15 protein-coding genes, 1 tRNA gene, 1 rRNA gene and 1 riboswitch are annotated in these 26163 nt (G+C 71.2%); of the genes, 10 read left to right on the forward strand and 7 right to left on the reverse strand.

Going from position 1 to position 26163, the window contains the following annotated elements; translation table 11 throughout:
- Positions 1-228: 228 nt before the first annotated feature.
- The 4 genes from OG453_RS04935 (at position 229) to OG453_RS04950 (ending at position 4208) form a co-directional block, all read left to right on the forward strand.
- Positions 229-302: transfer RNA gene (locus OG453_RS04935), tRNA-Met, on the forward strand.
- 125 nt (positions 303-427) lie between these two features.
- Positions 428-1654 (forward strand): PP2C family protein-serine/threonine phosphatase, encoded by a 1227-nt coding sequence (locus OG453_RS04940; protein WP_266864835.1) that lies wholly within the window; start codon positions 428-430, stop codon positions 1652-1654.
- Positions 1655-1875: 221 nt separating this feature from the next.
- A riboswitch (cyclic di-AMP (ydaO/yuaA leader) is annotated at positions 1876-2022 on the forward strand.
- Positions 2023-2033: 11 nt separating this feature from the next.
- Entirely contained in the window at positions 2034-3116 is a 1083-nt protein-coding gene (locus OG453_RS04945; RefSeq protein WP_266864837.1) for a M23 family metallopeptidase, read from the forward strand.
- Between the two features lie 147 nt (positions 3117-3263).
- Positions 3264-4208 carry an aldo/keto reductase gene (locus tag OG453_RS04950; RefSeq protein ID WP_266864839.1) on the forward strand — a complete coding sequence of 315 codons (945 nt, stop codon included), beginning with the start codon at positions 3264-3266 and terminating at the stop codon, positions 4206-4208.
- On the opposite strand, the gene OG453_RS04955 is transcribed toward OG453_RS04950, so the two are convergent.
- From OG453_RS04955 to OG453_RS04970, 4 genes are all read right to left on the reverse strand, one after another.
- Positions 4209-5543 carry a PrsW family intramembrane metalloprotease gene (locus OG453_RS04955; protein WP_266864840.1) on the reverse strand — a complete coding sequence of 445 codons (1335 nt, stop codon included), beginning with the start codon at positions 5541-5543 and terminating at the stop codon, positions 4209-4211. It abuts the gene before it with no gap.
- 59 nt (positions 5544-5602) lie between these two features.
- A complete protein-coding gene (gene trmB, locus OG453_RS04960; RefSeq protein WP_266864841.1) occupies positions 5603-6391 on the reverse strand; it encodes a tRNA (guanosine(46)-N7)-methyltransferase TrmB in 789 nt (262 codons plus the stop codon).
- A 35-nt stretch (positions 6392-6426) separates the two neighbouring features.
- Complete coding sequence (gene lhgO / locus OG453_RS04965) at positions 6427-7629, reverse strand: L-2-hydroxyglutarate oxidase (protein WP_266864842.1); 1203 nt, start codon at positions 7627-7629, stop codon at positions 6427-6429.
- 176 nt (positions 7630-7805) lie between these two features.
- The gene (locus OG453_RS04970; RefSeq protein WP_266864844.1) at positions 7806-9254 is read right to left on the reverse strand and encodes an MFS transporter; all 1449 of its coding nucleotides are present in this window, start codon (positions 9252-9254) and stop codon (positions 7806-7808) included.
- A 700-nt stretch (positions 9255-9954) separates the two neighbouring features.
- Between OG453_RS04970 and OG453_RS04975 the strand changes: the two genes are divergently transcribed.
- A complete protein-coding gene (locus OG453_RS04975) occupies positions 9955-12048 on the forward strand; it encodes an asparagine synthase-related protein (protein ID WP_266864846.1) in 2094 nt (697 codons plus the stop codon).
- Between the two features lie 84 nt (positions 12049-12132).
- Positions 12133-15513 carry a BTAD domain-containing putative transcriptional regulator gene (locus OG453_RS04980; RefSeq protein ID WP_266864848.1) on the forward strand — a complete coding sequence of 1127 codons (3381 nt, stop codon included), beginning with the start codon at positions 12133-12135 and terminating at the stop codon, positions 15511-15513.
- Positions 15514-15532: 19 nt separating this feature from the next.
- Here OG453_RS04980 and OG453_RS04985 read toward each other — a convergent pair whose 3' ends face one another.
- Positions 15533-17425: a sigma-70 family RNA polymerase sigma factor gene (locus OG453_RS04985; protein WP_266864849.1), complete on the reverse strand. Its 1893-nt coding sequence runs from the start codon at positions 17423-17425 to the stop codon at positions 15533-15535.
- A gap of 215 nt (positions 17426-17640) precedes the next feature.
- Positions 17641-18417, reverse strand: coding sequence for a TetR/AcrR family transcriptional regulator (locus OG453_RS04990; protein ID WP_266864851.1), 777 nt, complete (start codon positions 18415-18417; stop codon positions 17641-17643).
- A 376-nt stretch (positions 18418-18793) separates the two neighbouring features.
- Here OG453_RS04990 and OG453_RS04995 point away from each other — a divergent pair, with 376 nt between their 5' ends.
- Together OG453_RS04995 and OG453_RS05000 are read left to right on the forward strand one after the other, a co-directional pair.
- Positions 18794-20152, forward strand: a complete 1359-nt coding sequence (locus OG453_RS04995; protein ID WP_266864853.1) for an NAD(P)/FAD-dependent oxidoreductase — start codon at positions 18794-18796, stop codon at positions 20150-20152.
- Between the two features lie 142 nt (positions 20153-20294).
- On the forward strand, positions 20295-21953 hold the full coding sequence (locus tag OG453_RS05000; RefSeq protein WP_266864854.1) for a SpoIIE family protein phosphatase: 1659 nt from the start codon (positions 20295-20297) through the stop codon (positions 21951-21953).
- Positions 21954-21970: 17 nt separating this feature from the next.
- Here OG453_RS05000 and OG453_RS05005 read toward each other — a convergent pair whose 3' ends face one another.
- Positions 21971-23245, reverse strand: coding sequence for an MFS transporter (locus OG453_RS05005; RefSeq protein ID WP_266869711.1), 1275 nt, complete (start codon positions 23243-23245; stop codon positions 21971-21973).
- 122 nt (positions 23246-23367) lie between these two features.
- On the opposite strand from OG453_RS05005, the gene OG453_RS05010 reads away from it, so the two are divergent.
- Together OG453_RS05010 and OG453_RS05015 are read left to right on the forward strand one after the other, a co-directional pair.
- Entirely contained in the window at positions 23368-23916 is a 549-nt protein-coding gene (locus tag OG453_RS05010) for a MarR family winged helix-turn-helix transcriptional regulator (protein WP_266864856.1), read from the forward strand.
- Positions 23917-24581: 665 nt separating this feature from the next.
- Positions 24582-26107 (forward strand): 16S ribosomal RNA (locus OG453_RS05015).
- The last annotated feature ends 56 nt before the right edge of the window (positions 26108-26163 follow it).

Genomic DNA, 26163 nt, shown 5'->3' on the forward strand with positions numbered 1-26163 from the left:
TGTTTCAGAGGACCGGCGAGAAGGCGTGCGCCGCCCCAAGTGCGCGAAGGCGACGCCGACTTCAACGGCAAGTTCACCCAGCAGCGGCGGCCCGAGGGCGCGGACGGTCTCTTCGTGGCCTGGGAGACCCTGACGCACGCCGAGAACGCCTGGCGACCTGCGGTTTCGCCCCTCCCGCCAACCGGTTCGCTTTTATCCCGCCACATGGCGTACTGTTCATTTCAACGGCGCGGGGTGGAGCAGCTCGGTAGCTCGCTGGGCTCATAACCCAGAGGTCGCAGGTTCAAATCCTGTCCCCGCTACTGAAGTCCGAAGGCCCGGATCCAGATCATGGATCCGGGCCTTCGGCATTCCCCCTGACGTCATCCGGTCGGCCCACACCGCTCGCAGCCCGCCGCCGCTGCGGGAAACCTGGACAGGTGCGGTCATGGGGCTGGTCCCGGGCGCGGACATCGGCGGGAGACGAGCGGTGGGGCAGCGAGGAGGACGTCCGAGAAACCCCGGAGAGGGGTCGGACACGAGTCCGGACGTCACCCACGAGCGGGCCCTCGTGCGGGCCCTCCCGTGGCTCCTCCTGGTCATCGGGGTCGTGTACGACATGTCGACCCCTCCGGAGTTCACCGCGGCGCCCCTGTTCACCGCCGCCCCGCTGATCGCCGCCCCGTTCTACTCGCTCCTCAGCACCGCCCTCATCGGCGCCGCCTCCTGCCTCGCCGTGCTCGCCCTGCACTTCGGCAACAGCACCACCACCGACGTCGAGGCCGTCACCGAGCTGCTCACCGTGCTGACGGTCGCCGTGCTCGCCGCCCTCATCAACCGCGTCGTACGCCGCAGCGACGAACAGCTCGCCTCCGCCCGCTCCATCGCGGAGACCGCCCAGCGCGCCGTGCTGCCGCAGCCGGATCACCGGATCGGGGGGCTCGACATCGCGGCGCGGTACGAGGCCGCGGACGCCGACGCGTTCATCGGTGGGGATCTGTACGCCGTGCAGGACACCCCGCACGGCGTACGCGTCATCGTCGGTGACGTACGCGGCAAGGGGATGGGCGCGGTGGCGGCCGTCGCCGTCGTCATCGGGGCGTTCCGGGAGGCGGCCGAGCAGGAGGCGACCCTTGAGGCGGTGGCGCAGCGCCTGGAGCGGGCGCTCGCGCGGGAAGGCATGCGGCGCGAGGGGCTCGACGCCTTCGAGGGGTTCACCACCGCCGTCCTCGCGGAGATCCCGCGCGGCGACGGAGTCATCCGCATCCTCAACCGCGGGCATCCCGAGCCGCTGCTCCTGCGCGGCGACGGACGGCTGTGCGTGCTGTCCGCGAGCGAGCCAGCGCTGCCGCTCGGGATGGGCGACCTGGGGGTCTGGCCGGACCGCGCCGACGAGGCGGAGTTCCCGCCGGGGGCGATGCTGCTGCTCTACACCGACGGGCTCTCGGAGGCGCGGGACATCCGCGGCGAGTTCTACAACCCGGCGGCCCGGCTCGGCGGCCGGATCTTTCCCGGACCCCACGGTCCGGACTCGCTGCTTGCGACGCTGGCCGAAGAGGTGCGCCGGCACACCGGCGGGGGAGGGACGGACGACATGGCGCTGCTCGCGGTGCGGCGGCCGGAATCCGGCGACGCACCGGCCGCTGCACCGCCCGATGTCACGGGCCGTGACTGAATCGCACCACTCCGCATAACAACTGACGCACTGTCAAGGTGGTGTGAAGGTCCGGTGTGTGAAGAAGTGCGGTCAACTCGCCCCGTTCCCGCCCCTGGTGTCCCGTTAAGTACAGGCCAACGGCGTTAACGATCAGTCGGAACGGCTTGGAATACGGCCCTGCCGTCTATTAACGTTCGATAACGCAGCGCGGTCGTCCCAGCCGTCACTCGAGTCGGCTCCGTGCGCACGCGCCTAATCCCGAAAGGGAGCCGGGGAACCACCAATTGGGGTGAATCGGGCATCTGTGCATCCGTGCCAGATGTTCGTAGGAGACCTTCCTGCTCCGAACCCGTCAGCTAACCCGGTAGGCGAGAAGGAAGGAAAGGAGCGCGCCCCAGTGGCGTCCAACCGGCCTGCCCCCCAAGCCGTTTACGTACCGAGTGACGACGACCTCGGTGCCCATGACGATGAGACTTGGGAGGAGTGGAATCCCACCGAGGAGTCCATCCGTCCCGTTCGCGGCAGGCACCGCGTCCACAAGAAGGGCGGCGGCGGGCTCGCCCGCAGCTCCACCGTCCTCGGCGTGGGCGTCATCGCCGCCGTCGGCGCGGGCGGCATCGCCACCGCGCAGGGTGGCAAGCCCCCGGTCTCCATCGAGATGCCGGACATCTCGGCCGTCACGGACTCGCTGCCGGAGGCCAAGTCCCTTCCCGGCGTGGGCTCCCTGATATCCGACGACTCCGACTCGGGCTCCTCCGACGCCGGCGTGACGACCGCCGCCGCCCCGCTCACCGCCGCAGGTGTCAGCACCGCCGACGCCGAGCAGGGCACCACCGACGCCGGTGAGGCGCTGCGGGCCCGCATCATGCAGCAGGCCGAGAACCAGCAGGACCAGGCGGACGACGCGGTCCAGAAGGCGGCGGAAGAAGCCGCCGTCAAGAAGGCCGCGGAGCAGGCCGCCGCCGAGCAGTCCGCGGCCGAGAAGAAGATCGCCGCCGAGAAGGCCGCCGCGAAGAAGAAGGCGGAAGAGGAAGCCCGGCGCAAGGCCGAGGCGGAGCGCCTGGCCAAGCTCGCCAAGAGCTACACCCTGCCCCTCAGTTCGTACACGCTCACCAGCACCTTCGGGCAGGCCGGCTCCATGTGGTCCTCCGGCTACCACACCGGCCTCGACTTCGCGGCGCCGACGGGCACGCCCCTCAAGGCGATCCACTCCGGCACCATCAAGGAGGCCGGCTGGGCGGGGTCGTACGGCTACCGCACCATCCTGGAGCTCGAGGACGGCACCGAGATCTGGTACAACCACCAGTCCTCGATGGGTGTCAGCGCCGGCCAGAAGGTCACCACCGGCGACACCATCGGCCGCGTCGGCGCCACCGGCAACGTGACCGGACCGCACCTCCACCTGGAGATCCACCCCGGCGGCGACTCCACCGGGGTCGACCCGGCCGCCTGGCTGCGGGACAAGGGCCAGTCGCTCTGAGGTCGAGGCACTCCCTGTGAACTCCGGCGGTCCTGGCGGCAACCCCCCGACGTCAGGGCTGCCGGCTCGGCATGCCCACATCCGGTAGCGCGGAACTGACATCCCGCTGTACGGAATGCTGGGATCCGTAAGGGTGTTGAGCCCCGTATGACTTCTCTACGCAAGCTCGGCCCGTCCGACCTCGAGGTCTTCCCGCTCGCCCTCGGCGGCAACGTCTTCGGCTGGACGGCCGACGAGGCGCAGTCCTTCGCGGTGCTCGACGCCTACACCGCGGCGGGCGGCAACTTCGTCGACACCGCCGACGTCTACTCGGCCTGGGCGCCGGGCAACAAGGGCGGTGAGTCCGAGACCGTCATCGGCAACTGGCTCGCCGCGCGCGGCCATCGCTCCGACGTCGTGATCGCCACCAAGGTCGGCGCCCACTCCGACTACAAGGGCCTGTCCGCGAACACCATCAAGTCCGGTGCCGAGGAGTCGCTGCGCCGGCTGCGCACCGACTACATCGACCTCTACTACACGCACTTCGACGACCCGACCGTCCCCGTCGAGGAGATCATCACCGCGCTCGACGATCTGGTGACGTCGGGCAAGGTGCGCGCGATAGCCGCCTCCAACCTGACCGCAGAGCGGCTCCAGGAGTCCATCGACTTCTCCGACCGCGAGGGCCTCGCCCGGTACGTGGCGCTGCAGCCGCACTACAACCTCGTCTCCCGCGGCACCTACGAGGGCCCGCTCCAGGAGGTCGCGTCGCGCTCCGGCCTGGCAGCGGTGCCGTATTACGCGCTCGCCTCCGGCTTCCTCACCGGCAAGTACCGCCCGGGGGCGCAGGTCGACAGCGCGCGGGCCGAGGGCGCGGGCAAGCACCTGGAGACCGACCGTGGCGTGAAGGTGCTCGCCGCCCTGGACGAGATAGCGGCCGAGCGTGGCGCCGAGGTCGCGACCGTGGCCCTGGCCTGGCTCGCCGCGCAGCCGACGGTGGCCGCGCCGATCGCATCGGCCCGCACGGTCGAGCAGCTGCCCGCGCTGCTCGCGGTGGGCGATCTCGAACTGACGGAGGCCGAGGTGACCGCGCTGACGAAGGCCTCCGCCTGATCAGCCGCGGTAGGGGTTGTACGGGGCCTGGTAGGCGGGATATCCCGCCGCCGGTCCGGCGTACGCGTATCCCTGCTGATGGAGAATCCGGTACCCGTACGGCGGCGGCATCGGTACGGGCACGGGTGCCGTCGCCCGCGCCGCATAGGCGAGCGCGGGCCTGGCCAGTTCGCGGCGCTCCCACAGCGCGTGCAGCAACTCCCGCTCCCGTACGACGAAATCGGCGCCCGCGCGGCCGCGTCGGCCCCGGTGCCGGAGCAGGGCGAGCGACGTCGCGTACGCCTCGTACTCCGCGACCGTGCGCGCCGCGGCCTTGCCCTGCATGTACGAGGCGTAGTCGCGGGCGATGGTGCGGGCGCGCATCGTGCCGAGCGCGTACGGCTCGGGCGGCGTGAGCCAGCCCGCGAGCGCGTACGCGGGCAGCTCCGTGCGCACCACGCGCAGGCCGCGCTGCCTGAGCCAGATCACCAGCCAGGTCAGCAGCCCGAACGCGGGCAGCATGAAGAGCGCGTACACCGCGAAGAAGCCGCCGAAGGTCGTCGAGCCGTTCCACAGGGCGTGCAGGCCCATCGCGAGGAGCAGTCCGGCGAGCGGAAGCAGCACGCGGCGCAGCCGCCCGCGGCCGGTGCCGAGCGCGGCGATGCCGAAGCCGATGCCGGTGAGCACGGTGAACAGCGGGTGCGCGAAGGGCGACATGACGATGCGTACGAAGAAGGTCGCCGCCGTCACGGACGCGAGCCCGGTGCCGCCGTTGAGCTGGTCGGTGCCGAACGCGCTGCCGAGATAGAGGATGTTCTCGGTGAACGCGAAGCCGGTGGCGGTCACTCCGGCTATCACCACGCCGTCGAGGACGCCGGTGAACTCGCGTCTGCGGAAGAGGAAGACGAGCAGGACGGCCGCGGCCTTGGCCGTCTCCTCGACGATCGGCGCTATGACGGTCGCGCCGAGGGTGTCCGCGCTGCTCGGGTCGGCGGTGGCGGTGGCTATCCAGCGGGTCGCGAAGCTGTTCGCGACGATCGCTATGAGGGCGGCGGCGCAGGCGCCCCAGGCGAAAGAGAAGAAGAGGTTCCGCCAGGGTCCCGGCTGTACCCGGGACAGCCAGCGGAAGGCGGCTATGAGCAGCGGCACGGGCAGCGTGGCGAGCCCGAGCCCGACCAGGAACCCCTCGGTGCCGGTCTGTTCGCGCACCAGGGCGAGGATGACGAGCCCGGAGAGGGCGAGCAGGGTGACCAGCGCGGCGGCGCGGATGGCCCGCCGCTGCCACCAGCGCGCGTGGCGCAGCCCGGGGGGCCCCGCCGGGGGCATGGGGTGCGCGTGCGGAGAACTGGTGGCCACGCCGTTGACCCTAACGAGGGACAGGGGTGGCCCGCGACGGTGCGTTTTCGCCCGGGCGGCTACTGGTCCTCTGTTACCCGGCGGAACAGCAGGTCATGGACCACGTGCCCCTTGTCGATGCCCTGGCCTTCAAAGCGGGTGAAGGGCCGGAAGGCGGGACGAGGCGCGTAGCCGCCGTCGGGCCGGGTGTTCTCGAAGAGGGGGTGCGCGGTGAGCACTTCGAGCATCTGCTCGGCGTACGGCTCCCAGTCGGTCGCGCAGTGCAGCAGCGCGCCGGGCTTGAGGCTGGGCGCGGCGAGGTCGAGGAACTCGGGCTGGATGATGCGGCGCTTGTGGTGACGGGCCTTGGGCCAGGGGTCGGGGAAGTAGACGCGCAGGCCGTCGAGGGAGGCGGCCGGGAGCATCTCGCGCAGCAGGATGACGGCGTCCCCGTTGGCCACGCGGACATTGCTGAGGCTGTTGCGATCGGCGAGACCGAGCAGATTGCCCTGCCCGGGGGTGTGCACGTCGACGGCGAGGATCCCGGTGTCCGGATCATCGGCGGCCATCTGCGCGGTCGCCTCGCCCATGCCGAACCCGATTTCGAGCACCACGGGCATCTCGCCGCCGAACAGCTCACCGAGGTCGAGGACGCGCTGCCCGTCGATGTCCAGGCCCCACTTGGGCCACAGCCGCTGCAGGGCATCGGCCTGGCTCGTCGTGACCCGGCTCCTGCGGGGCTGGAAGCTGCGGATCCGCCGCTCGTGGTGCGACCCGGCGGGGTCGGGCGAGGGGCCGCCCGGGAAACGGGGCTCGGCCTTGGGGCGGGGGGCGTGGGGCCCGGCGGGGGTGGGGTTCGACTCAGACACAGTGGGGGCGATTTTACTTGCCCGCAGGGCAGCCCCTACAGCAGCGCAAGGACCCGCCTGGCCACCGCGCGTCCGATCGGCAGTGAAGCCGTGGCGGCAGGCGAAGGCGCGTTCAGGACGTGCACCGTCCGCGCCCCCTCCCGGATGAGGAAGTCGTCGACCAGCGTCCCGTCCCGCAGCACGGCCTGCGCCCGCACCCCCGCGGCCACAGGGATCAGGTCGGACTCGGTCACCGCGGGCAGCAGCCTGCGCACCGCGGAGGTGAACGCGCCCTTGGAGAGGGAGCGCCGCAGTTCCCCCGCCCCGTACCGCCAGTGCTGCCGGGCTATCCGCCAGGAACCCGGCCAGGCCAGCGTCCCGGCGAGCTCCAGGGGCCGTACGACACCCCATCCGTATCCCTCGCGGGCGAGCGCCGGCACCGCGTTGGGCCCCACATGGACCCCGCCCCCGATGCCCCGCGTCAGATGCACCCCCAGGAAGGGGAACGCCGGATCCGGCACCGGGTACACGAGCCCCCGCACCAGCTCGGGCCGCGCAAGATCGAAGTACTCCCCCCGGAAGGGCACGATCCGCATCTCCGGGTCGTCCCCGGCAAGCATCGCCACCCGGTCGCACTGCAACCCCGCACAGTTGACCAGCGCCTTCCCCCGCACCACGGCCCCGTCGGCGGTCCGCACGGCCACCCCGAGCGCCGCCCGCCGGTCGATGCGCACGACCTCCGCGCCGTACCGCACATCCGCCCCGGAAGCGTCCGCGAGGCGCTCCGCCACCGCGCCGTAGTCACAGATCCCGGTGGTGCCGACCTGGATGGCGGCGAGGCCCCGCACCTCGGGTTCGTACTCGGTGATCTGGGCAGGGCCGAGCTCCCGCACCGGAATGCCGTTCTCCCTGCCGCGCTGCACGAGCGCGTGCAGGCGGGGCAGCTCGGCCCGCTCCGTGGCGACGATCAGCTTGCCGGTGACCTCGTGCGCGATGCCGTACTCCGCGCAGAACTTGACCATCTCGGCGGCGCCCCGCACCGCGTACCGCGCCTTCAGGGAGCCGGGGCGGTAGTAGATCCCGCTGTGGATCACGCCGCTGTTGCGTCCCGTCTGATGCCGGGCGGGGCCCGGCTCCTTCTCCAGGACCGTGACCCGCGTCCCCGGGGCGGCGCGCGTGATGGCATACGCCGTCGAGAGACCGACGATCCCGCCGCCGATCACCAGCACATCGCAGTCGTACGCCACGTCCCGGACCATCCCGCATCACCTCCCGACCAGATCGCCCAACCGGATCTCCCACACCAGATAGTGCACTGCGCCACTGACAACGCCCTCAAACCCGACGAGGACCGGAGGGTTACGGAGTGCGTAACTGCTGTTGCCGATCAGGCTGTGTGTAGAGGGCATGAAACGGGGCGGGGCCGACATCTGGCCTACGCGGGCGCCACGAGCAGCGGCCGGGCGCGCTCGCGCAGCTCCACCACTCGGGGCTCGTCGCCGTACGGCTCCAGGCGGTGCAGCAGGTCCTTCACGTACTCCGTCGTCCGCGCGGACGAGATCCGCCCGGCGACCTCGAGGGCCCGCGTGCCCTGCTCGCACGCCGCGTCCAGGTTCCCGGACTCCAGCTCGGCGACCGCCGACACCACGAGCCGCAGCCCGTGCGAGCGGACGAACTCCTCCGTCGGCTTGGAGAGCGCCTGCTCGGTGAAGCGGCGCACCTGCCGGGGCGCCTTCAGGTCGCGGTAGCACTCGGCGGCGTCGGCCGCGAAGCGGTCGTACGAGTAGAAGCCGAGCCACGACGGGTCGTTGTCGCCGTCCCGTGCCCGCTCCAGCCACCCCTCGGCGGCCCGCAGTGCCGCCCCGGCGGCCTGTGCGTCACTGGCGCGCGCGTGCGCGCGTGCCTCGACGAGTCGGAAGAAGCTCATGGTGCGCGCGGTGGCCAGACCGCGGTTGCGCTCAAGGGCGGCCTGCGCGAGGTCGACGCCCTCGTCGCCGAAGCCGCGGTAGGTCGCCTGGAGGGACATCGAGGCCAGTACGTATCCCCCTAAGGGGACGTCGGCGGCCGCGCGGGCCAGGCGCAGGGCCTGGATGTAGTAGCGCTGGGCGGCCTCCTGCTGGCCGGTGTCGAAGGCCATCCACCCGGCGAGGCGGGTGAGTTCGGCCGAAGCGCCGAAGAGCGAGCGGCCCACCTCGTCCGAGTACGAGCCGAGCAGCAGGGGCGCCGCCTCGACCCGCAGGCACTCCGGGACCATCGACGAACGCCAGTCGCCGCCCCCGTACTTGGAGTCCCAGCGGCGGGCGTCCTCGGCGGCCTCCCGCAGCTTCACCACGTCGCTGTGGCCGACCTTCATCGGCGGCCCGCCGTCCTCGGGGTGCCCCGTCTCGCGGGGCGCCTCGCCGGTGACGTCACGGGCGACCGAGCTGTCGGCCGGGGTTATCAGCCAGCGTGACGCCGGCGTCGCGTACGCGCTCACCGCGAAGGAGCCCGCGAGCGACTGCCAGATGCCGCCGCCGCCCGCGCGCCGGCCCGCCAGATCGAGGCGGTACAGCTCCGTCGCCGACTTCACGGCGGCGCCCACGTCACGCGGGAAGGCGAGGCCCACCTCGGGCGCGGGATCGGCGTCCGCGAGGCCGATCTCGTGCAGCGGCACGGGCCGGCCGAGCTTCTGGCCGATGGCGGCGGCGATGAGGTGCGGGGCGGCGCCCTGCGGCACCATGCCCTTGGACACCCACCGGGCCACCGATGTCTTGTCGTAACGAAGCGTCAACCCGCGTTGTGCGCCGAGGTCGTTGACCCGGCGGGCGAGTCCCGCATTGCTGATTCCCGCGAGGGCGAGAACGGTGCCGAGCTTTTCGTTCGGCCCGCGTTGCTCCCTGGACATGCGCCACCCCTCGACACAGACGGCTGCCGTGCGATGGCTTGACCGCGCGGCATTCGTGCTGCGTTCCCCCAGGGGCAGCGGCGATCGTGACGACGACCTCCGTGGCCCGGAACCTCGGCCGCAAGAGCATTTGGCCGAGCCCCCAGGTATATGCCTCCGCGAAAACATCAGCACACACAGCGTAGTTCGCCGCATCCCAAGCGTTAAGAGGCCCAGTTCCGGATGGCGAGATTGTTGCCGGTAGGGAAGAGCGGGGGTGTCGGGGTGTGCTCCGGGTGTGTGGCCGTGCGCCTGCGTGTGCGCTCTTCACCGGCCATAAGGGGAGCGCTTCCATGGATGGTGCGTGGGTCGGCCCGCTGCGCTGGAGTCAGTGGGCTGGGGGACACCGCCGCCTCCATCCCCGCGGGCGGCGGACCGGTCCGGGGGGCGAACTCCGCCTCCCGGACTGAGTGTTGCGTTTGACCGTTCCCCCACGCGGGCGCCCATCGACGATTTGGCCGAAAATCGCCTCCCCGGAGGTCGGGGCAATTCGCCCACACGCAAGGGGAAGGGCGTTGTTGAGCCCTTCAAGTACCGCTCCCTCCAGGGATATCAAGGGGAGCGCGAGCAACCCCGTAGCCACTCCCGCGCGCCTCCTTCGTGGCAGCATGGGACCCCAGTTCTTCGGTGCACTGGTTGTCCACAGCCTGTGGAGGCAGCGATGCGGTGGTTGGTGGGGTGGAGCAGCACTGCCGCGAAGCCTTCGACGGTCGGTTCGGCCGGGGCCACCGGTGAGAACGGCGAGACCGTCCATCCCGTGGGTTCCCAACTCCTGTGGGGCGACCCGGATCCGCTCTGGGCGGTGGGGGACTGGCGCCCCGACGAGGTGCGCACGGTCAAGGCCGACGAGCAGACGCGGATCGCGGTGCTCGGCACCTGCGGCGCCAGCGACGAGGAGCTCAGGGTCGGCCTGTTCGCCGCCCGCGGCGGCGCCCTGCGGCATCTGACCGCCTGGTCCGGCAGTTACACGGCGGTCGTCCAGGTCGGGCGCCGCGTCATGATCGCCGGCGACCTCGCCGGCGCGCGCCCCGTCTTCTACACCCCCTGGGCCGACGGCACCGCGTACGCGACAGCCGCGCTGCCGCTCGCGGACCTCATCGAGGCCCACCTGGACATCGGCCACCTCGCGGCGCTGCTCGCCGCCCCCGACGTACCGGAGGCGCTGCAGGACTCGACGCCCTACCAAGGCGTGCGCCGCGTGCCGCCGGGGCACGCGCTGATCCTGCGCGCGGGCGCGAAGGAGATCGCCGGTTACGAAGCGGTGGCCTCCCTCGCGGTCGCGGCGCCGTCGGCCGACGAGACCAGCGCCGTGGACGGCGTGCGCGACGCGCTCGTGGAGGCCGTACGCGCCCGTCTCGGCGCCCCGCGCCACGTCCCCGGAACGGGACCGGACATCGACCCGGGACCCGTGCCGGGCATGGGCCCCGCCGAGCGGCGAGCGGCGCGCGGGATGCCGGTGCCCGGCATCGGAGCCGACCTCTCCGGAGGACCCGCGTCCGGCACCCTCGCCCTGCTCGCGGCGGGCCTCCCGGGGATGCCCGGTACGGTCCTCGGCCACGGCACGGGCGCGGGGGAGCGGCTCCTGGCCGTCACGTTCAACGACCTCGCGATCAACGGCCGGGAAGCCGAGCTGGAGCGGGCCGGCGCCATCGCGGCCAACCCGCGCCTGCACCACGTGGTCGTCGCCGCGGGCGAAGAGGCCCTCCCCTACGCGGACTTGGACGGCCCTCTGACGGACGAGCCGAGCGGCGCCCTCGTCACGGCCCAGCGCCACCGCGCGCGGCTCTCGTCCGGCAGCGCGGACCACTTCACGGGGTACGGCGCACGGCAGGTCATGGACGCGCATCCGGCCCGCCTCGCCGACCTCCTGATGGACCGCAGACGGCGCCATCTGGTGCGGCCCGTCGCGGCGCTCGCCAAGGCGGACGGCTCCGTCATGGTCCCCGCGCGCGTGTACGGCGCCGCGCGCAAGCTCTCCCGGATGCCCTACCGCGCGGGCGTCGACTCGCTCGCCGACCGCCTCCTGCAGCGCCGCTTCGACGAGCCGGGCGGGGCCGTGGGGGCGTCGCTCGCCGCGCTCGCGTGGGCCAGACCCGGACCGGCCGCGCGCTGGCTGACCGGCGAGGCCCTCGCTGAAGTATCGGTTCGCCTCCACGACACGACGGGCCGGCCCGGGGCAGGGCCCGGCCAGCGGCCCGGTGAGTTCCGCGCCCGTGCGGCGCTCGCCCGGCACGCGGCGGACCTGCGCATCCTGGAACAGGCCGCCGAGGTCCGCTTCCAGCGGCTGCACGCGCCCTTCCTGGACAACCAGGTCGTCCGGGCCTGCCGCGCGCTCCCCGTGGCCCTGCGCGTCCAGCCGGGGGCCCGTGCCGCGATCCTGCGTACGGTCCTTGAAGGCGCCGGAGTCGCCGAACTGCCGCCCGGCTGGGGGGCTCCCTCCCACGCGTCCTCCGCGGCCGCGGCACGGACGGGCCTGCGGGTGGCCGTCGACGACCTGATCGCCCTCTTCGACACGCCTCTCCTCGCCCAGGCGGGCCTGGTCGAGGCCCGCGTGGTCCGCAAGGCCCTGCGCTCGGCCGCGGAGGGCGAGCCGCTCCCCCTGGACGGCCTGGCAGAGCTGGTCTCCACAGAACTGTGGCTCCGCCGCCTGCTGTCCCGCAGGGGGACGTGCTGGACGGGGACACCCGCTCGGCAGCGGGCGGTGCCTACGGGGAGCGTGGTGCCGCAGCGGGGGGCGTTGGGGGCGGGGCGGTAGTCGGGGGCGCCCGCAGTGCGCTCGGCGCGCTCGGGGAAAGGAAACCCCCGCGCCTCAACCCACCCCACCGGCGAGAATGACCCCGTGCGGTACAGAATCCTGGGCGCCACCGAGGCGTACGACGAGCAAGGGGCAACCCTGCCCGTAGGGGGACGACGGCTCCGTGCGCTGCTTGCGGCCCTCGCCCTCAACCCCCACCGCACCGTCCCCGCGGAAACCCTCATCGCCGAGGTATGGGCGTCGGACGACCCGCCTGCCGACGCCCCCGCCGCCCTCCAGGCCCTCATCGGCCGACTGCGCAGAGCCATCGGCAAGGACGCCATCGCCTCCACCCCTGGTGGCTACCGCCTCACCGCCACACCCGAAGACATCGACCTGCACCGCTTCGAGCGCCTCGTACGTGAGGGGAAGCAAGCCTTGGCCCGCCACGACCCGGCGGCAGCCTCCCGCACCCTCCGCGAAGCCCTCGCCCTGTGGCGCCACCCCGCCCTCGCCGACCTCCCCGACCGCAGCGCGGCCACCCGCCCCGAAGCGCTGCTCGCCGAGGCCACGCGCGCGCGGGTCGAGGCGGACCTTCTCCTGGGGCACGCCTCCGACGTCGTACCGGAGTTGAAGGAACTCACCACGGTCCAGCCGTACGACGAACCGCTGCACGCCCTGCTCATCCGTGCCCTGCGCGACGCGGGCCGCGGCGCCGACGCCCTGGCCGCGTACGAGAACGCACGCCGCACCCTCGCCGAGGGTCTTGGCGCCGACCCCGGCCCGGAACTCCGGGCCCTGTACGTGGAGTTGCTCGACGGGGGCACGCCGGGCGCACCCGGCGCACCGGGCACATCAGGCGCACCCGGCACTCCGCCCGCGAAGCCGCTACGCAAGGGGAATCTCCGCCCCCGCCTGACCTCTTTCGTCGGCCGGGAACCGGAACTCGCCGCCATCCGTTCGGATATGCAGAGAGCACGCCTGGTCACCCTCACCGGACCCGGCGGCTCCGGCAAGACCCGCCTCGCCGAGGAAGCCGCCGCCGGGCATCCGCAGGCCTGGCTGGCCGAGCTGGCCCCGCTCGACCAACCGGAGGCGGTGCCCGGCGCTGTCGTCAGCGCGCTCGGTCTGCGCGAGACCGTGCTGATGACCAGCGAGTTGGTGGCGACGCAGAACGACCCGGTCGCTCTGCTCGTCGAGTACTGCGCCTCGCGCGGACTGCTCCTGATCCTTGACAACTGTGAACATGTCATCGGCGCCGCGGCCGACCTCGCGGAGACGCTCCTCACCCGCTGCCCGGGGCTCACCATCGTCGCCACCAGCCGCGAACCCCTGGGCGTGCCGGGCGAGTTGGTCCGCCCCGTCGAACCGCTGCCGCCCGACCCGGCGCACCGCCTCTTCACCGAGCGCGCCCTGACGGTGCGCCCCGGCTTCGACGCCGCCCAGGAGCAGGCCGCCGTCGCCGAGATCTGCCGCCGCCTCGACGGCCTGCCCCTGGCCATCGAACTGGCGGCCGCGCGGCTGCGGATGCTCACCCCGCGGCAGATCGCCGACCGCCTGGACGACCGCTTCCGCCTGCTGACCAGCGGGAGCCGCACGGTCCTGCCCCGCCAGCAGACCCTCCGCGCGGTCGTCGACTGGTCCTGGGACCTCCTCGGCGAACCGGAGCGGACCGTCCTGCGCGAGGTGTCCGTCTTCGCCGGCGGCTGGGACCTCGCGGCCGCCGAGGCCGTCTGCACCGGGCCCGCCGCCGACCTGACCGGCGCCCTGGTGGACAAGTCCCTGATCGTCGCCGAGCCCACCGCCGATGGCGACATGCGCTACCGCATGCTGGAGACCATCCACGAGTACGCGTCCGAGAGGGCCGCCGAGACGCCCGACCTCAGCGCCGCCGCGGGCCGCCGCCACACCGCGTACGTCCGCGCCCTGGTCGAAGAGGCCGAACCGCTGCTCCGTTCCGCGGACCAACTCCCGTGGATCCAGCGCCTGGAGACGGATCTTGACAACATCCGCGCGGCCCTGCAGCGCGCCGTCGCGTCCCACGACGAGGAGCAGGCTCTGGCGCTCGCCCTGGCCATGGGCTGGTTCTGGTGGCTGCGGAACTACCGCAGGGAGGGCACGGAGTGGATCGACCGCATCCTGCGGCTGATCCCCGGGGCGCCCGCCCCCGCCGCTCCGCCCGCCCCTGAAGACGGGTCCACCGCCCCCGCAGGCCCCGCCTTCTGGGCCGTGGCGCCGGCCCCCGAGTCCGACCTCGAGTCCGCCCCCGCCGCCTCCATCGCCCCTTCCGTCCTCGACGCCGCCAAGTCGAGCTTCGACCACGCCCCCGTCGGACTGGACGGCAACGAGGACGCCCTCTTCTGGCAGCGGATGAACCTGCGCCTCCTGCACATCTTCCTCGTGGCGGAGTCCAGGGCTAAGGACGTGCTCTCCGGGGACGGCGACCGCGAGTACATCACCCGGATCCGGGACATGTTCGCCCGGCCGGTGCCCGCCGCCGCGCGCTTTCCGGGGCTCATCTGGCCGCTCACCGCGTACTTCCTCGAAGGTTCGGCGCCGGACGCGCGGTCCGCCCTGGACGAGGGGATCGCCAACTGCCGTAGGTACGGCGGGGACTGGGAGATCGCGATCGGCCTGATGTTCCGTACGCACATGGCCGTCGACACACCGGGCAACCTGACCGGCGTCGACGAGGACCTCGCCGAGCTGCGCGCGCTGAGCGGGCGCGCCGGCGACCGCTGGCTCCGCGCCCAGGTGTCCAGCGCGGCGGGCGAGGCCGCGATGGTCCGCGGCAGGCACGAGGACGCGCGCGCCGCGTACGAGGAGGCGCTGCAGCTCGCCCACGAAGTGGGCGCCCACGCCGAGACGCCGTTCCTGATCGTCCGGCTCGCCGAGATCGCGTACCGCGAGGGCGACCCGGCCGCGGCGGCGAAGGCCCTGCACGAGGCCGGAGTCGAGTCCGATCGCTACGGGGTGGCGGACCCAAGGGCGTTCATGCGGCTCCTGCAGGGGCTGATGGCCCTGGAGGACGGCGACATCGCCCGGGCCCGCGCGATGTGCGACGCGGCGTACGCGGAAGCGGCCCGCGGCACACCGCCCCCGCAGTTCGACGCCGCGCTGCGCGGCTTCGAGGCCCAGGTCGTATCCGCCGAGTCGGGCCCCCGCAAGGCGCTGCCCCTGCACGTCGAGGCCCTGCGCGGCGCGCTGGAGAGCCATTGCGCGGAGGTGGTGATCGCGGCGCTCGTGGACAGCGGGGCCGCCCTGGTGAGCCGCACCGGCGACCATCGGCGCGCCGCCCGGCTGCTCGCCTTCGGCACGCGGCTGAGGGGCGGCAACCCGCGCCCGATGCCGGACCTCGGCCATGCCGAACAGATCGAGGCCGAGGCGATCGCCGCGCTCGGCCCCGAGCGTTACGAGACCGAGCGGGCCGCGGGCGGCGAGCTCACCGCGGCCGACGTGCTCGCCGAACTCACCGCGGCGTTCTGACAGAGGCGTTCACTACGTACTACGTACAGCGGAACCGCGACTGCGCCCAGTCCGCGAGCGCCCCGGTGTCGAACGGCGAGTGCGGCTCGACGACCAGGCGGATCGTCTTGCGCCCGGTCAGGTTCACCTGGACCGGCACCGCCGGGTCCCCGCCCTTGATCAGCGGCGACTGCCACAGCCGTGCGTCGTCGGCGAAGACGGAGAACCGCACCTTGCCGAGGCCCATCGTCATGTCGTCGACACCGACGAGCGCGTCGTACGTCGAGCACTTTCGGTTCAGGTCGATGGTGACCGAGGACTGGCCGTGCACCGTCACGCCGTGGGCGTACCGCGTGTCCGCAACGGACAGGCCCCAGCGCTGCCAGACCCAGCTGCTCTCGCCGAGCCGCATCTCGGGCTTGGTGCCGTCGCCGAGACCGGCGTACTGCAGCTCGCTCCACTGGTAGACCTTCGGCGCGGGCGGCGGCGGAGGCGTCGGCTTGGGCTTCGGCGGCGTCGGTGTGGGAGTCGGCGTCGGCTTGGGCTTCGGCGGCGTCGGCTTGGGTGTCGGAGTGGGGGTCGGCGTCGGCTTCGGCTTGGCCGCCGGGGGCGGCGGAGGCTTGGGCGCGGGGGCCGGCGGCTCGGGCTTGGGCTTCGGGGGCGGCTTGCTCGGCACGACGGGCTCCACGGCCGGCGGCTTCTCGGCGCTCGGCAGGTCCTTGGGCCTCTCGTCGTTCCCGGCGAGGGCGAGCGCCACGGCGGCCGCGGCGGCGACGGCCACACTCGCGGCGATACCGGCCTTCGCGGGTGCGCCAAGCCCTTCAGAGGCCGCCGCACCGCCCGCGGCGCCACCGGACGAGCCACCGCTCGCCGCCGCCGCGCCGGCCGCACCGGCGCCCGCGGCACCGGCGGCGCCACCGCCGACGAGCGCGGCCACCTTCGCGTACCCGGCGGCACCGAACCAACCGATGACCGCGATCGGCACGACGCCGGGGATGCCGCTTGCGACTTCCTTGATCTGGCCCGCGGCCAGGCGGCACTTGGCGCACTCCTCCAGGTGCTTGCGCAGGCCGCGCTCGGCCCGGGTGCGCAGGCTGCCGCGCGCGTAGGCGCCGAGCCGGTCGGCGTAGCGCGCGCACTCCTCGTTCTGGGTGAGTGTGGTGCTCACGTGCGCCTGGAGGTATGCCTCTTTCAGGCCCTCACGCGCGCGCTTGGCGAGTACGCGGGTGCCGTTGGCGTCGAGCCCGAAGAGCGTGGCGACGTCACTGGGGGACTCGTCCTCGATCTCCGTGTGCCACAGCACGGCCTGCCAGCGCTCGGGAAGGCTCCGGAACGCCTGCATGGCCATCGACTGCTCGGCCTCGTGCATCGCGCGCACGTCCGCGCCCAGGTCAAGCGTGTCGTCGTCGGAGACCTCGGAGCTGCGCGCGGCCTGCGCGGCGAACACCGCGAAGTCCTCGACCAGTTGCTCCCGCTTTGCCGACTTCGTCCATCCCGCGGCGACCCGGCGCACCGTGGTGAGCAGATAGGCGCGCACGGCGTGCTCGGGCCCGCTGCCGCCACGGACGGCCTGCAGCATCCGCGCGAAGACCTCGGCGGTGAGGTCGTCGGCGGTGTGCGCGTCCCGGCAGCACGTGCGCGCGTACCGGCGGACCGCCTCGGCGTGCCTGCGGTACAGCTCCTCGTACGCGCTGTCGTCGCCCGCCCGCATGCGGGTGATGAGGTCGCTGTCGGCCGACGCGCCGCCCGCGGCCGGCGTCTCGCCCCGGCCGGGCTCCCGCTGCGGCGGAACGCTGGGATCCGTGCCGCCGGGACTGCCGGGACCGGTGGTGCTGCCACCGCGCCCACCCTGACTCGGCACCTGCCGATGGGGCAGCCTGCCGGCCTCTTCGCCCACGGCGGGGGACGACTCGTCCCGCCCGTCACCACTCATCGCGGAAAGCCCCCGCTTGCACACTCAGATCTGGACACCGGGGGGATGGCCCCGGACATCCGGAAAGAGTGCCACACGGTCGCGTTCCGGTGGATGGCGATGACCGTCAACCACCCGTCCGAGGTGACTTCGCGCGATCGAGCACTACGGTTCACCCTTTTGGGAAGGCTCAACATCCTTGTGTTTAAACGGAGTTGAGCCCTCCCTCGGGTGAATCACGCCGTGGGGCGCGACCGCAGCCCTTCGAGCAGGATGTCCAGGAGCCGTGAGGAGGCCGCCGCCTGCTGCGCCGCGTCCGGCAGCGAGGGCGCCGCCGTGGCTATCACCAGGAGCACGTCGGAGACGGTCACATCGGCGCGCAGCTCGCCCGCCGTACGCGCCCGCTCCACCAGACGCCCGACGACGTCAAGCAGCGCCACCGCCCCCGGATCGTCCGGCAGTGACTCCTCCGCGGGCGCCGAGCGCTGCTCGACGAGCCGCAGCTCGGGACCGCCCGGCGCCGACTGCCGCTGCTGCGGCACCCGCGCCTCGTCCTCCCGCACACCACCGGCGACTTCGTCGGCGACACCCACCCGCAGCACCTGCGGCGGGAGCAGCCGGCCCGCGCCCGACGCGACGGACGTCCGCAGGAAGCGCGAGAGCGCCGACCACGGCTCGTCCTCCTGACCGAGCGCGGCACGCGCCTGGTCGGTCAGCCGGGCGGTCTCCTCCTCGGCTATCCGCCTGACCAGTACGTCCTTGCTCGGGAACCGCCGGTACACCGTCCCGACACCGACCCGCGCGCGCCGCGCGACGTCCTCCATCGGGGCGCCGTACCCCAGCTCGCCGAACACCTCGCGCGCCGCGCGAAGGACATGCTCGAGATTGCGCTGTGCGTCCACACGCAGCGGCGTCGTACGCGGTCCGTCCCCCATGTCGCGTCCGTTCCCGCTGGTGGCGATGGCCGGTGCCGTCGCCGTCGTAGAAGTCCAGTGAGATTCCTGCATATGCATACGCGTTCCCCCGGTAATGACGTCTCCCCCCGGAGACACTCCCCGTCATTGACTACCGAAGTGTGAGGAGCGAGCCCAGTTCCCGGGTCCCGTTGAACCGGACCCGACGAGCGCATCCCCCGACACCCCGACGACACACGAACATAGTTGAGCCAGAGTCAATTCAGAAGAGGTGGGTTCCGCACGGAGCGCCCCCCGATCGGAGTACGCACCGATTCCGACCCGATTGCACCCCTGTGCCTCACCCCTCTCCCACCCGCTGACCTGCACTCCTGTCGATCGCCCCGGCAAAGCCCCGACGGCGCGTCGCGCATCGCGGCCGGTCACACAAATTGCCGAGCCTGTGGACAAACGCCAGAGCTGGGTGCGTCATGGGATGGTGAAGGAACCTGTGCGCATTCTCGTTGTGGGCGGCGGCTACGTCGGCATGTACACCGCGCTGCGCCTCCAGCGGAAGCTGAAGCCGGAGCTGAAGCGGGGCGAAGCGGAGATCGTGGTGGTGACGCCCGAGCCGTATATGACCTATCAGCCGTTCCTGCCCGAAGCCGCCGCGGGCTCCATCTCGCCGCGGCACGTCGTCGTCCCACTGCGCCGCGTCCTGGACAAGTGCCGGATCGTCATCGGCGAGGTCACGGCGATCGACCACGCCAAGCGGTGCGCCTCCTTCACGACCCTGGCCACCAAGGATGAGGGAGAGGGGCCCGTCGACATCACGTACGACGAACTGGTCCTGGCCCCCGGCTCCGTCTCGCGCACCCTGCCCGTCCCCGGCCTCGCCGACCACGGCATCGGCTTCAAGACCGTCGAAGAGGCGATCGGCCTGCGCAACCACGTCATCGAACAGATGGACATCGCCTCGTCGACACGCGACCCCGCGGTCCGCGACGCCGCCCTCACCTTCGTCTTCGTAGGAGGCGGGTACGCGGGCGTGGAGGCGCTCGGCGAGCTGGAGGACATGGCCCGTTACGCCGCGCGGTACTACCACAACGTCAAGGCCGAGGACATGAAGTGGATCCTCGTCGAGGCCTCCGGGCGGATCCTGCCCGAGGTCGGCGAGGAGATGGGCAAGTACACCGTCCGTGAGCTGCGGCGCCGCAACATCGACGTACGCCTGGAGACCCGACTCGACTCCTGCGAGGACCGGGTCGCCGTGCTGAGCGACGGCGCGCGCTTCCCCACCCGCACGCTGGTGTGGACCGCGGGCGTCAAACCGCACCCGGTGCTCGCCGCGACCGGCCTGCCGCTGAACGAACGCGGCCGCCTGAACTGCACTGCCCAGCTGACCGTGGACGGCGCCACGCACGCGTGGGGCGCGGGAGACGCGGCAGCCGTCCCCGATGTCACCGCCGACGAGCCCGGCAAGGAGTGCGCCCCCAACGCCCAGCACGCCGTACGCCAGGCCAGGACGCTCGGCGACAACATCGCCGCGTCCCTGCGCAAACAGCCCCTCAAGGAGTACACGCACAAATACGTGGGCTCCGTGGCCTCCCTGGGACTGCACAAAGGCGTCGCACATGTCTACGGACGGAAGTTGAAGGGCTACCCTGCCTGGTTCATGCACCGCGTCTACCACCTGAGCCGGGTGCCCACCGTCAACCGCAAGTCCCGGGTCCTCGCCGAGTGGACCCTGTCCGGCCTGTTCAAACGGGAGATCGTCTCCCTGGGGTCGCTCGAGCACCCGCGTGCGGAGTTCGAACTCGCGGCCGGGGGCAGAAGCCCGAAGGAGTCCTCCTGACCGGAGGCCGGAACTCCGCGCGCGCCGCCGGCGTCTGACGGATGTCAGTCCGGTCGGCCAGACTGTTCGTGTGACCATGGGCGGGCCAGGACCGCCGGAAATCCCCGCCCGATCCAGAAGCGACATCACGAGGCCTACCGCAGTGAACTTCACGCGCTGGAGCGCCCGGCTCCCCGGAACGCAGCGCCGCGCCGCAGCGCGGACCGACCTGGGGCTCTCCCCGGCACGAGCCGAAAGCTCCGTCCCTGCGGCCCGCGCCGAGGGCCGCACGGACGGCCCGGACGGCCCGGACGGCCCGTCACCCACGCCCACCGGCGGCGTCGACGAACTGCCGACCCGCGAGGTGCTCGACCACATCCCGGCCCTCGTCGCCCTGGTGCATGGCCCCGACCACCGCATCGCGTACGTCAACGACGCCTACACCTCCGCCTTCGGGGAGCGCCCAGTCGGCGAACCGGCCCGCGAGGCGCTGCCCGAGCTGGAGGAGCTCGGCCTGCTGCCGCTCCTCGACCAGGTCCTGCGCAGCTCCAAGCCACGCACCGTGAAGTCCCGCAAGGCGCCCAGCGGCCGCTCCTACACCTTCACGTGCACCCCCGTAGACGCCCTCAAGGACGGCGGCGTACTCGTCTTCGCCGCCGACGTCACCGACCACGCGGAGGCCGCCGAGCGGCTGCGCGCCAGCGAGCGCACCCAGCGCGAGACGGCCGTCACCCTTCAGCGCTCGCTGCTGCCCCAGGAGTTGGAGCAGCCCGACGACCTGCGCATCGCCGCCACGTACCAACCGGGCGGCACGGAGGCCGCGGTCGGCGGCGACTGGTACGACGTGATCACCCTCGGCGGCGGCCGCACCGCCCTGGTCATCGGCGACGTCATGGGCCGCGGCGTCCGCGCGGCGGCCGTCATGGGCCAGCTCCGCACGGCCGTGCGCGCCTACGCCCGCCTCGACCTGCCACCGCACGAGGTCCTGCAGCTCCTGGACGGGCTCGCCGCCGAGATCGACGCCAGCCAGATCGCAACGATGGTCTACGCCGTGCACGACCCGAACGAGGGCAGCCTCGTCTACGCGTCCGCCGGGCATCTGCCGATCCTCGTACGGGACGAGAGCGGCACGATCCACCGCGCGGAAGAACCCACGGGACCGCCGCTGGGCACCGGCGGCTGGCTGCACACATCGGGCTCCGTCCCGCTCGGCCCCGGCTCGACCGCCGTCCTCTACACGGACGGCCTGGTCGAGCGACGCAGCGAGGACATCGACGAGGGAGTCGCCGCCCTGGAGCGGGCCCTCGCCGGCGCCACCGGCACACCCCAGGTGGTCTGCGACCGCCTGATCCGCGCCCTGGGGGTGACGGCCGACCACGACGACGACGTCGCGGTCCTTGTCCTCCAGCACCCGGCACGCACGGGCCTGGACGCCGAACTGTTCCGGAACGCAGCCCTGGAGCTGCTCGGCGGCGTGGAAGCGGCGCCACGTGCGCGTGCCTTCGCCACCGGCGTCCTCGCCAGCTGGCGCTTCCCGCCGGAACTGCACGACCTGGGAGTCCTCGCGGCCAGCGAACTGGTCGCCAACTCCCTCCAGCACGGCACACCGCCCATGCGCCTTCGCCTGCGCCGCACGGACCGCCGCCTGATCATCGAGGTCACGGACGGCGACGACCACCTGCCCAGGCGCCGCCGCGCGGAGCCCGCGGACGAGGCGGGCCGAGGCATCGCGATCGTCGCGACGATCGCCTCGAACTGGGGCTCGCGGCGAACTCCGGGCGGCGGCAAGGCGGTCTGGTGCGAATTCGCCCTGCCGCGCTGACTTCTTAAGCGGACTTCTTAAGAAGAAGCGGCCGGTACGGGCTCGGGGGCGCCCTGGGCGACCACCCGGCTCTTCGCGAGGGACGGCTGGTTCTGCACCGGCGTGAGCTGCCGGCCGAGCCGGATCGCAAGGACGCTGATACCGAGCGAGAACAGCAGGAACGTCACGATGTACGGCCCGTGCAGCGAGGCCCCCATCGGCCCGCCCACGGCAGGACCGACCGCGAGCGCCAGCTGCTTCACCAGGGCGAAGGCCGAGTTGTACTGACCGACCATGCCGGCCGGCGCCAGATCGGCGACCAGCGGCGCGACGGTCGGCGACAGCATCGCCTCACCGAGCCCGAAGAGCGCGTACGTGGAGATGAACGCGGCGGTCGCCATGGCCTGGCTGCCGTGCCCGAGGCCGGCGTACCCGGCCGCGATCCACGCGACGGCCCAGATGAGACCGACGGCGGCGATCACCCGGGACCGCTTGCGGCGCTCGACGAACTTCAGGACGGCGAACTGCGCGATGACGATCACGGCCGTGTTGGCGGCGAGCGCGATGCCGAGCGTCGACGGCGAGATCCCGGCCGCCTCCACGCCGTACGCGGAGAGCCCCGACTCGAACTGTCCGTAGCAGGCGAAGAAGAGCACGAAGCCGAGCACGCACAGCTGCACCATCGCCTTGTGCTTGAGCAGCGCCCGCAGCCCGCCCCGCGGAGCGTCCTTCGGCAGCGTGCCCTGGAGCGCCGGCGAGTGCGGCAGCCGCACGGTGACCGCGATCGCGGCGAGCACCAGGAACATCACGGCCTCGATGGAGAACAGCAGAGTGAAGCTGCTCGCCCGGTGCTCGTCGACGATCTGGCCGCCGATGAGCCCGCCGATGCCCAGGCCCAGGTTCTGCAGGAAGAACTGCATCGCGAAGGCACGCGTGCGAGTGCTCGGCGTCGAGCACCAGACGATCATCGTGGCGAGCGCGGGCTGCATCACCGCGGTGCCCGCGCCGAGGAGGGCCGCCGAGACGATCGCGGTCGCCTCACTGTTCGCGAAGCCGAGGGCGAGGGCCCCCACCGAGGCGACCAGCGCCGCTCCGACGAGTACGGGGAGGGGGCCGCGGCGGTCGATGACGCGGCCGGTGATGGGCAGGACGATCAGCGCGGCCATGGCGAACGCGGCGAGCACGATGCCCGCCGCACCGGACCCCAGACCCCGCACCTGCGCCACATAGACGTAGAGGAACGGAACCGTGAACCCGACACCGAACGCGCTCAGCGCGCTGCCTGCCTGAATGCGACGCATCGCTGCGCCCATCGCCCTGGTCACTTTCACCCACCTTAGGAGTTAGACGTGAAGACTTCGAAGCTAAAGTTAGAACCTAAACAATACACATGGAAGGACTTCAACGCCAAGCGGGCCCGTGCCATACTGCGGCCATGGGTGACACTCCCGGCCCCAGTGAGCCGACTCTCGACGAGCAGATCGCCGCCTACCAGCGGGAGTTTCAGGACCTCGACCCCCAGGTCGAGGAGATCGTCTCGGCCCTCGGCCGCCTCAACCGCCGTATGAACGTCGCCTACGGGCGGCAGACCGCGACCCTCGGCATCAGCAACGCCGAGTGGGAGGTCCTCAAGGCCCTCGTCCTCTCCGGCGCCCCGTACCAAATGGGCCCCGGCGAACTGGCCAAGCGCCTCGGCCTCACGCCGGCCGCCATGACCCACCGCATCGACCGGATGGTGGCGGAGGGCCTGGTCACCCGGGATCGCGACGAGTCCAACCGCGTACGCGTGATCGTGGAGCTCACCGCGGAGGGCCGCGAGAAGTGGCTGGAAGCCATGCGCCTCGCCACGGTCTTCGAGGAGGACCTCCTCCAGGACCTGTCCCCCAAGGAGCGGGGCGCCCTCGGGGAAGTACTGACCCGCCTCCTGCGCAGGGTCGAGGACGCCCAGCCGGACGCCGGCGGCCGCCTCACCGACCTGGGCTGAGCGCCCCACCTCGGGGTTTGACAGTCACCCGGCCGATCCGTAAAGTTCTTCGGGTTGCCACGGAGCCGTAACGGTTCTGCGACAGCAACTCCCGCCGCTGAGACGCGGCAAACCAAACTCTGCACGACATCCCACCGGGAGCGAATTCGGCGTGCCCGAATTCATTTCCAAGGCTCGATTATGAGTCGCCGGGAAAACCCGCTAGAGTTTGAGACGTCGGAACGGCCCAACAGCCGGGAAGACAAACCCCGCTGACTGGGAATCAGGCCCGAAAGGATCTGATAGAGTCGGAACCGCCGGAAAGGGAAACGCGAAAGGCCGAGAGGCCGGAGCGGAAACCTGAAAGGCACCGAGGAAATCGGACACGAAAGAGTCTGATAGAGTCGGAAACGCAAGAACGAAGAACAGAAACACCGAAGGGAAGCGCCCGGAGGAAAGCCCGAGAGGGTGAGTACAAAGGAAGCGTCCGTTCCTTGAGAACTCAACAGCGTGCCAAAAGTCAACGCCAGATTGACAACCCCGTCTCGGCCGTCATGGTCGGACGCGGTTCCTTTGAAAAGTCCACCCCTTGGGGTGGCAACATCAGCGAGGACGCTGTGAACGAGGGGATTATTCCTCCCCTTTGTTCCGCTCAACGCGGATGCGCACCCGATTACGGGTAAACATTCACGGAGAGTTTGATCCTGGCTCAGGACGAACGCTGGCGGCGTGCTTAACACATGCAAGTCGAACGATGAAGCCCTTCGGGGTGGATTAGTGGCGAACGGGTGAGTAACACGTGGGCAATCTGCCCTGCACTCTGGGACAAGCCCTGGAAACGGGGTCTAATACCGGATGACATCCCCTCTCGCATGGGAGGGGATTGAAAGCTCCGGCGGTGCAGGATGAGCCCGCGGCCTATCAGCTTGTTGGTGAGGTAGAAGCTCACCAAGGCGACGACGGGTAGCCGGCCTGAGAGGGCGACCGGCCACACTGGGACTGAGACACGGCCCAGACTCCTACGGGAGGCAGCAGTGGGGAATATTGCACAATGGGCGAAAGCCTGATGCAGCGACGCCGCGTGAGGGATGACGGCCTTCGGGTTGTAAACCTCTTTCAGCAGGGAAGAAGCGAAAGTGACGGTACCTGCAGAAGAAGCGCCGGCTAACTACGTGCCAGCAGCCGCGGTAATACGTAGGGCGCAAGCGTTGTCCGGAATTATTGGGCGTAAAGAGCTCGTAGGCGGCTTGTCACGTCGGTTGTGAAAGCCCGGGGCTTAACCCCGGGTCTGCAGTCGATACGGGCAGGCTAGAGTGTGGTAGGGGAGATCGGAATTCCTGGTGTAGCGGTGAAATGCGCAGATATCAGGAGGAACACCGGTGGCGAAGGCGGATCTCTGGGCCATTACTGACGCTGAGGAGCGAAAGCGTGGGGAGCGAACAGGATTAGATACCCTGGTAGTCCACGCCGTAAACGGTGGGAACTAGGTGTTGGCGACATTCCACGTCGTCGGTGCCGCAGCTAACGCATTAAGTTCCCCGCCTGGGGAGTACGGCCGCAAGGCTAAAACTCAAAGGAATTGACGGGGGCCCGCACAAGCAGCGGAGCATGTGGCTTAATTCGACGCAACGCGAAGAACCTTACCAAGGCTTGACATATACCGGAAAGCATCAGAGATGGTGCCCCCCTTGTGGTCGGTATACAGGTGGTGCATGGCTGTCGTCAGCTCGTGTCGTGAGATGTTGGGTTAAGTCCCGCAACGAGCGCAACCCTTGTTCTGTGTTGCCAGCATGCCCTTCGGGGTGATGGGGACTCACAGGAGACTGCCGGGGTCAACTCGGAGGAAGGTGGGGACGACGTCAAGTCATCATGCCCCTTATGTCTTGGGCTGCACACGTGCTACAATGGCAGGTACAATGAGCTGCGAAGCCGCGAGGCGGAGCGAATCTCAAAAAGCCTGTCTCAGTTCGGATTGGGGTCTGCAACTCGACCCCATGAAGTCGGAGTTGCTAGTAATCGCAGATCAGCATTGCTGCGGTGAATACGTTCCCGGGCCTTGTACACACCGCCCGTCACGTCACGAAAGTCGGTAACACCCGAAGCCGGTGGCCCAACCCCTTGTGGGAGGGAGCTGTCGAAGGTGGGACTGGCGATTGGGACGAAGTCGTAACAAGGTAGCCGTACCGGAAGGTGCGGCTGGATCACCTCCTTTCTAAGGAGCATCTAGACTGCCAGGCTTGCTTGGTGGTCCAAGAGCCATTACGTCGG

The organism is Streptomyces sp. NBC_01381, assembly GCF_026340305.1.
Classification (GTDB): Bacteria; Actinomycetota; Actinomycetes; order Streptomycetales; family Streptomycetaceae; genus Streptomyces.

What these genes read in the sequence shown, in the direction of transcription:
- OG453_RS04940 (WP_266864835.1), top strand. Translation starts at nt 428, where the DNA reads ATGGGGCTGGTCCCGGGCGCGGACATCGGCGGGAGACGAGCGGTGGGG.
- OG453_RS04950 (WP_266864839.1), top strand. Translation starts at nt 3,264, where the DNA reads ATGACTTCTCTACGCAAGCTCGGCCCGTCCGACCTCGAGGTCTTCCCG.
- lhgO (WP_266864842.1), bottom strand. Translation starts at nt 7,629, where the DNA reads ATGGTCCGGGACGTGGCGTACGACTGCGATGTGCTGGTGATCGGCGGC.
- OG453_RS04970 (WP_266864844.1), bottom strand. Translation starts at nt 9,254, where the DNA reads ATGTCCAGGGAGCAACGCGGGCCGAACGAAAAGCTCGGCACCGTTCTC.
- OG453_RS04975 (WP_266864846.1), top strand. Translation starts at nt 9,955, where the DNA reads ATGCGGTGGTTGGTGGGGTGGAGCAGCACTGCCGCGAAGCCTTCGACG.
- OG453_RS04985 (WP_266864849.1), bottom strand. Translation starts at nt 17,425, where the DNA reads ATGAGTGGTGACGGGCGGGACGAGTCGTCCCCCGCCGTGGGCGAAGAG.
- OG453_RS04990 (WP_266864851.1), bottom strand. Translation starts at nt 18,417, where the DNA reads ATGCATATGCAGGAATCTCACTGGACTTCTACGACGGCGACGGCACCG.
- OG453_RS04995 (WP_266864853.1), top strand. Translation starts at nt 18,794, where the DNA reads ATGGTGAAGGAACCTGTGCGCATTCTCGTTGTGGGCGGCGGCTACGTC.
- OG453_RS05005 (WP_266869711.1), bottom strand. Translation starts at nt 23,245, where the DNA reads ATGGGCGCAGCGATGCGTCGCATTCAGGCAGGCAGCGCGCTGAGCGCG.
- OG453_RS05010 (WP_266864856.1), top strand. Translation starts at nt 23,368, where the DNA reads ATGGGTGACACTCCCGGCCCCAGTGAGCCGACTCTCGACGAGCAGATC.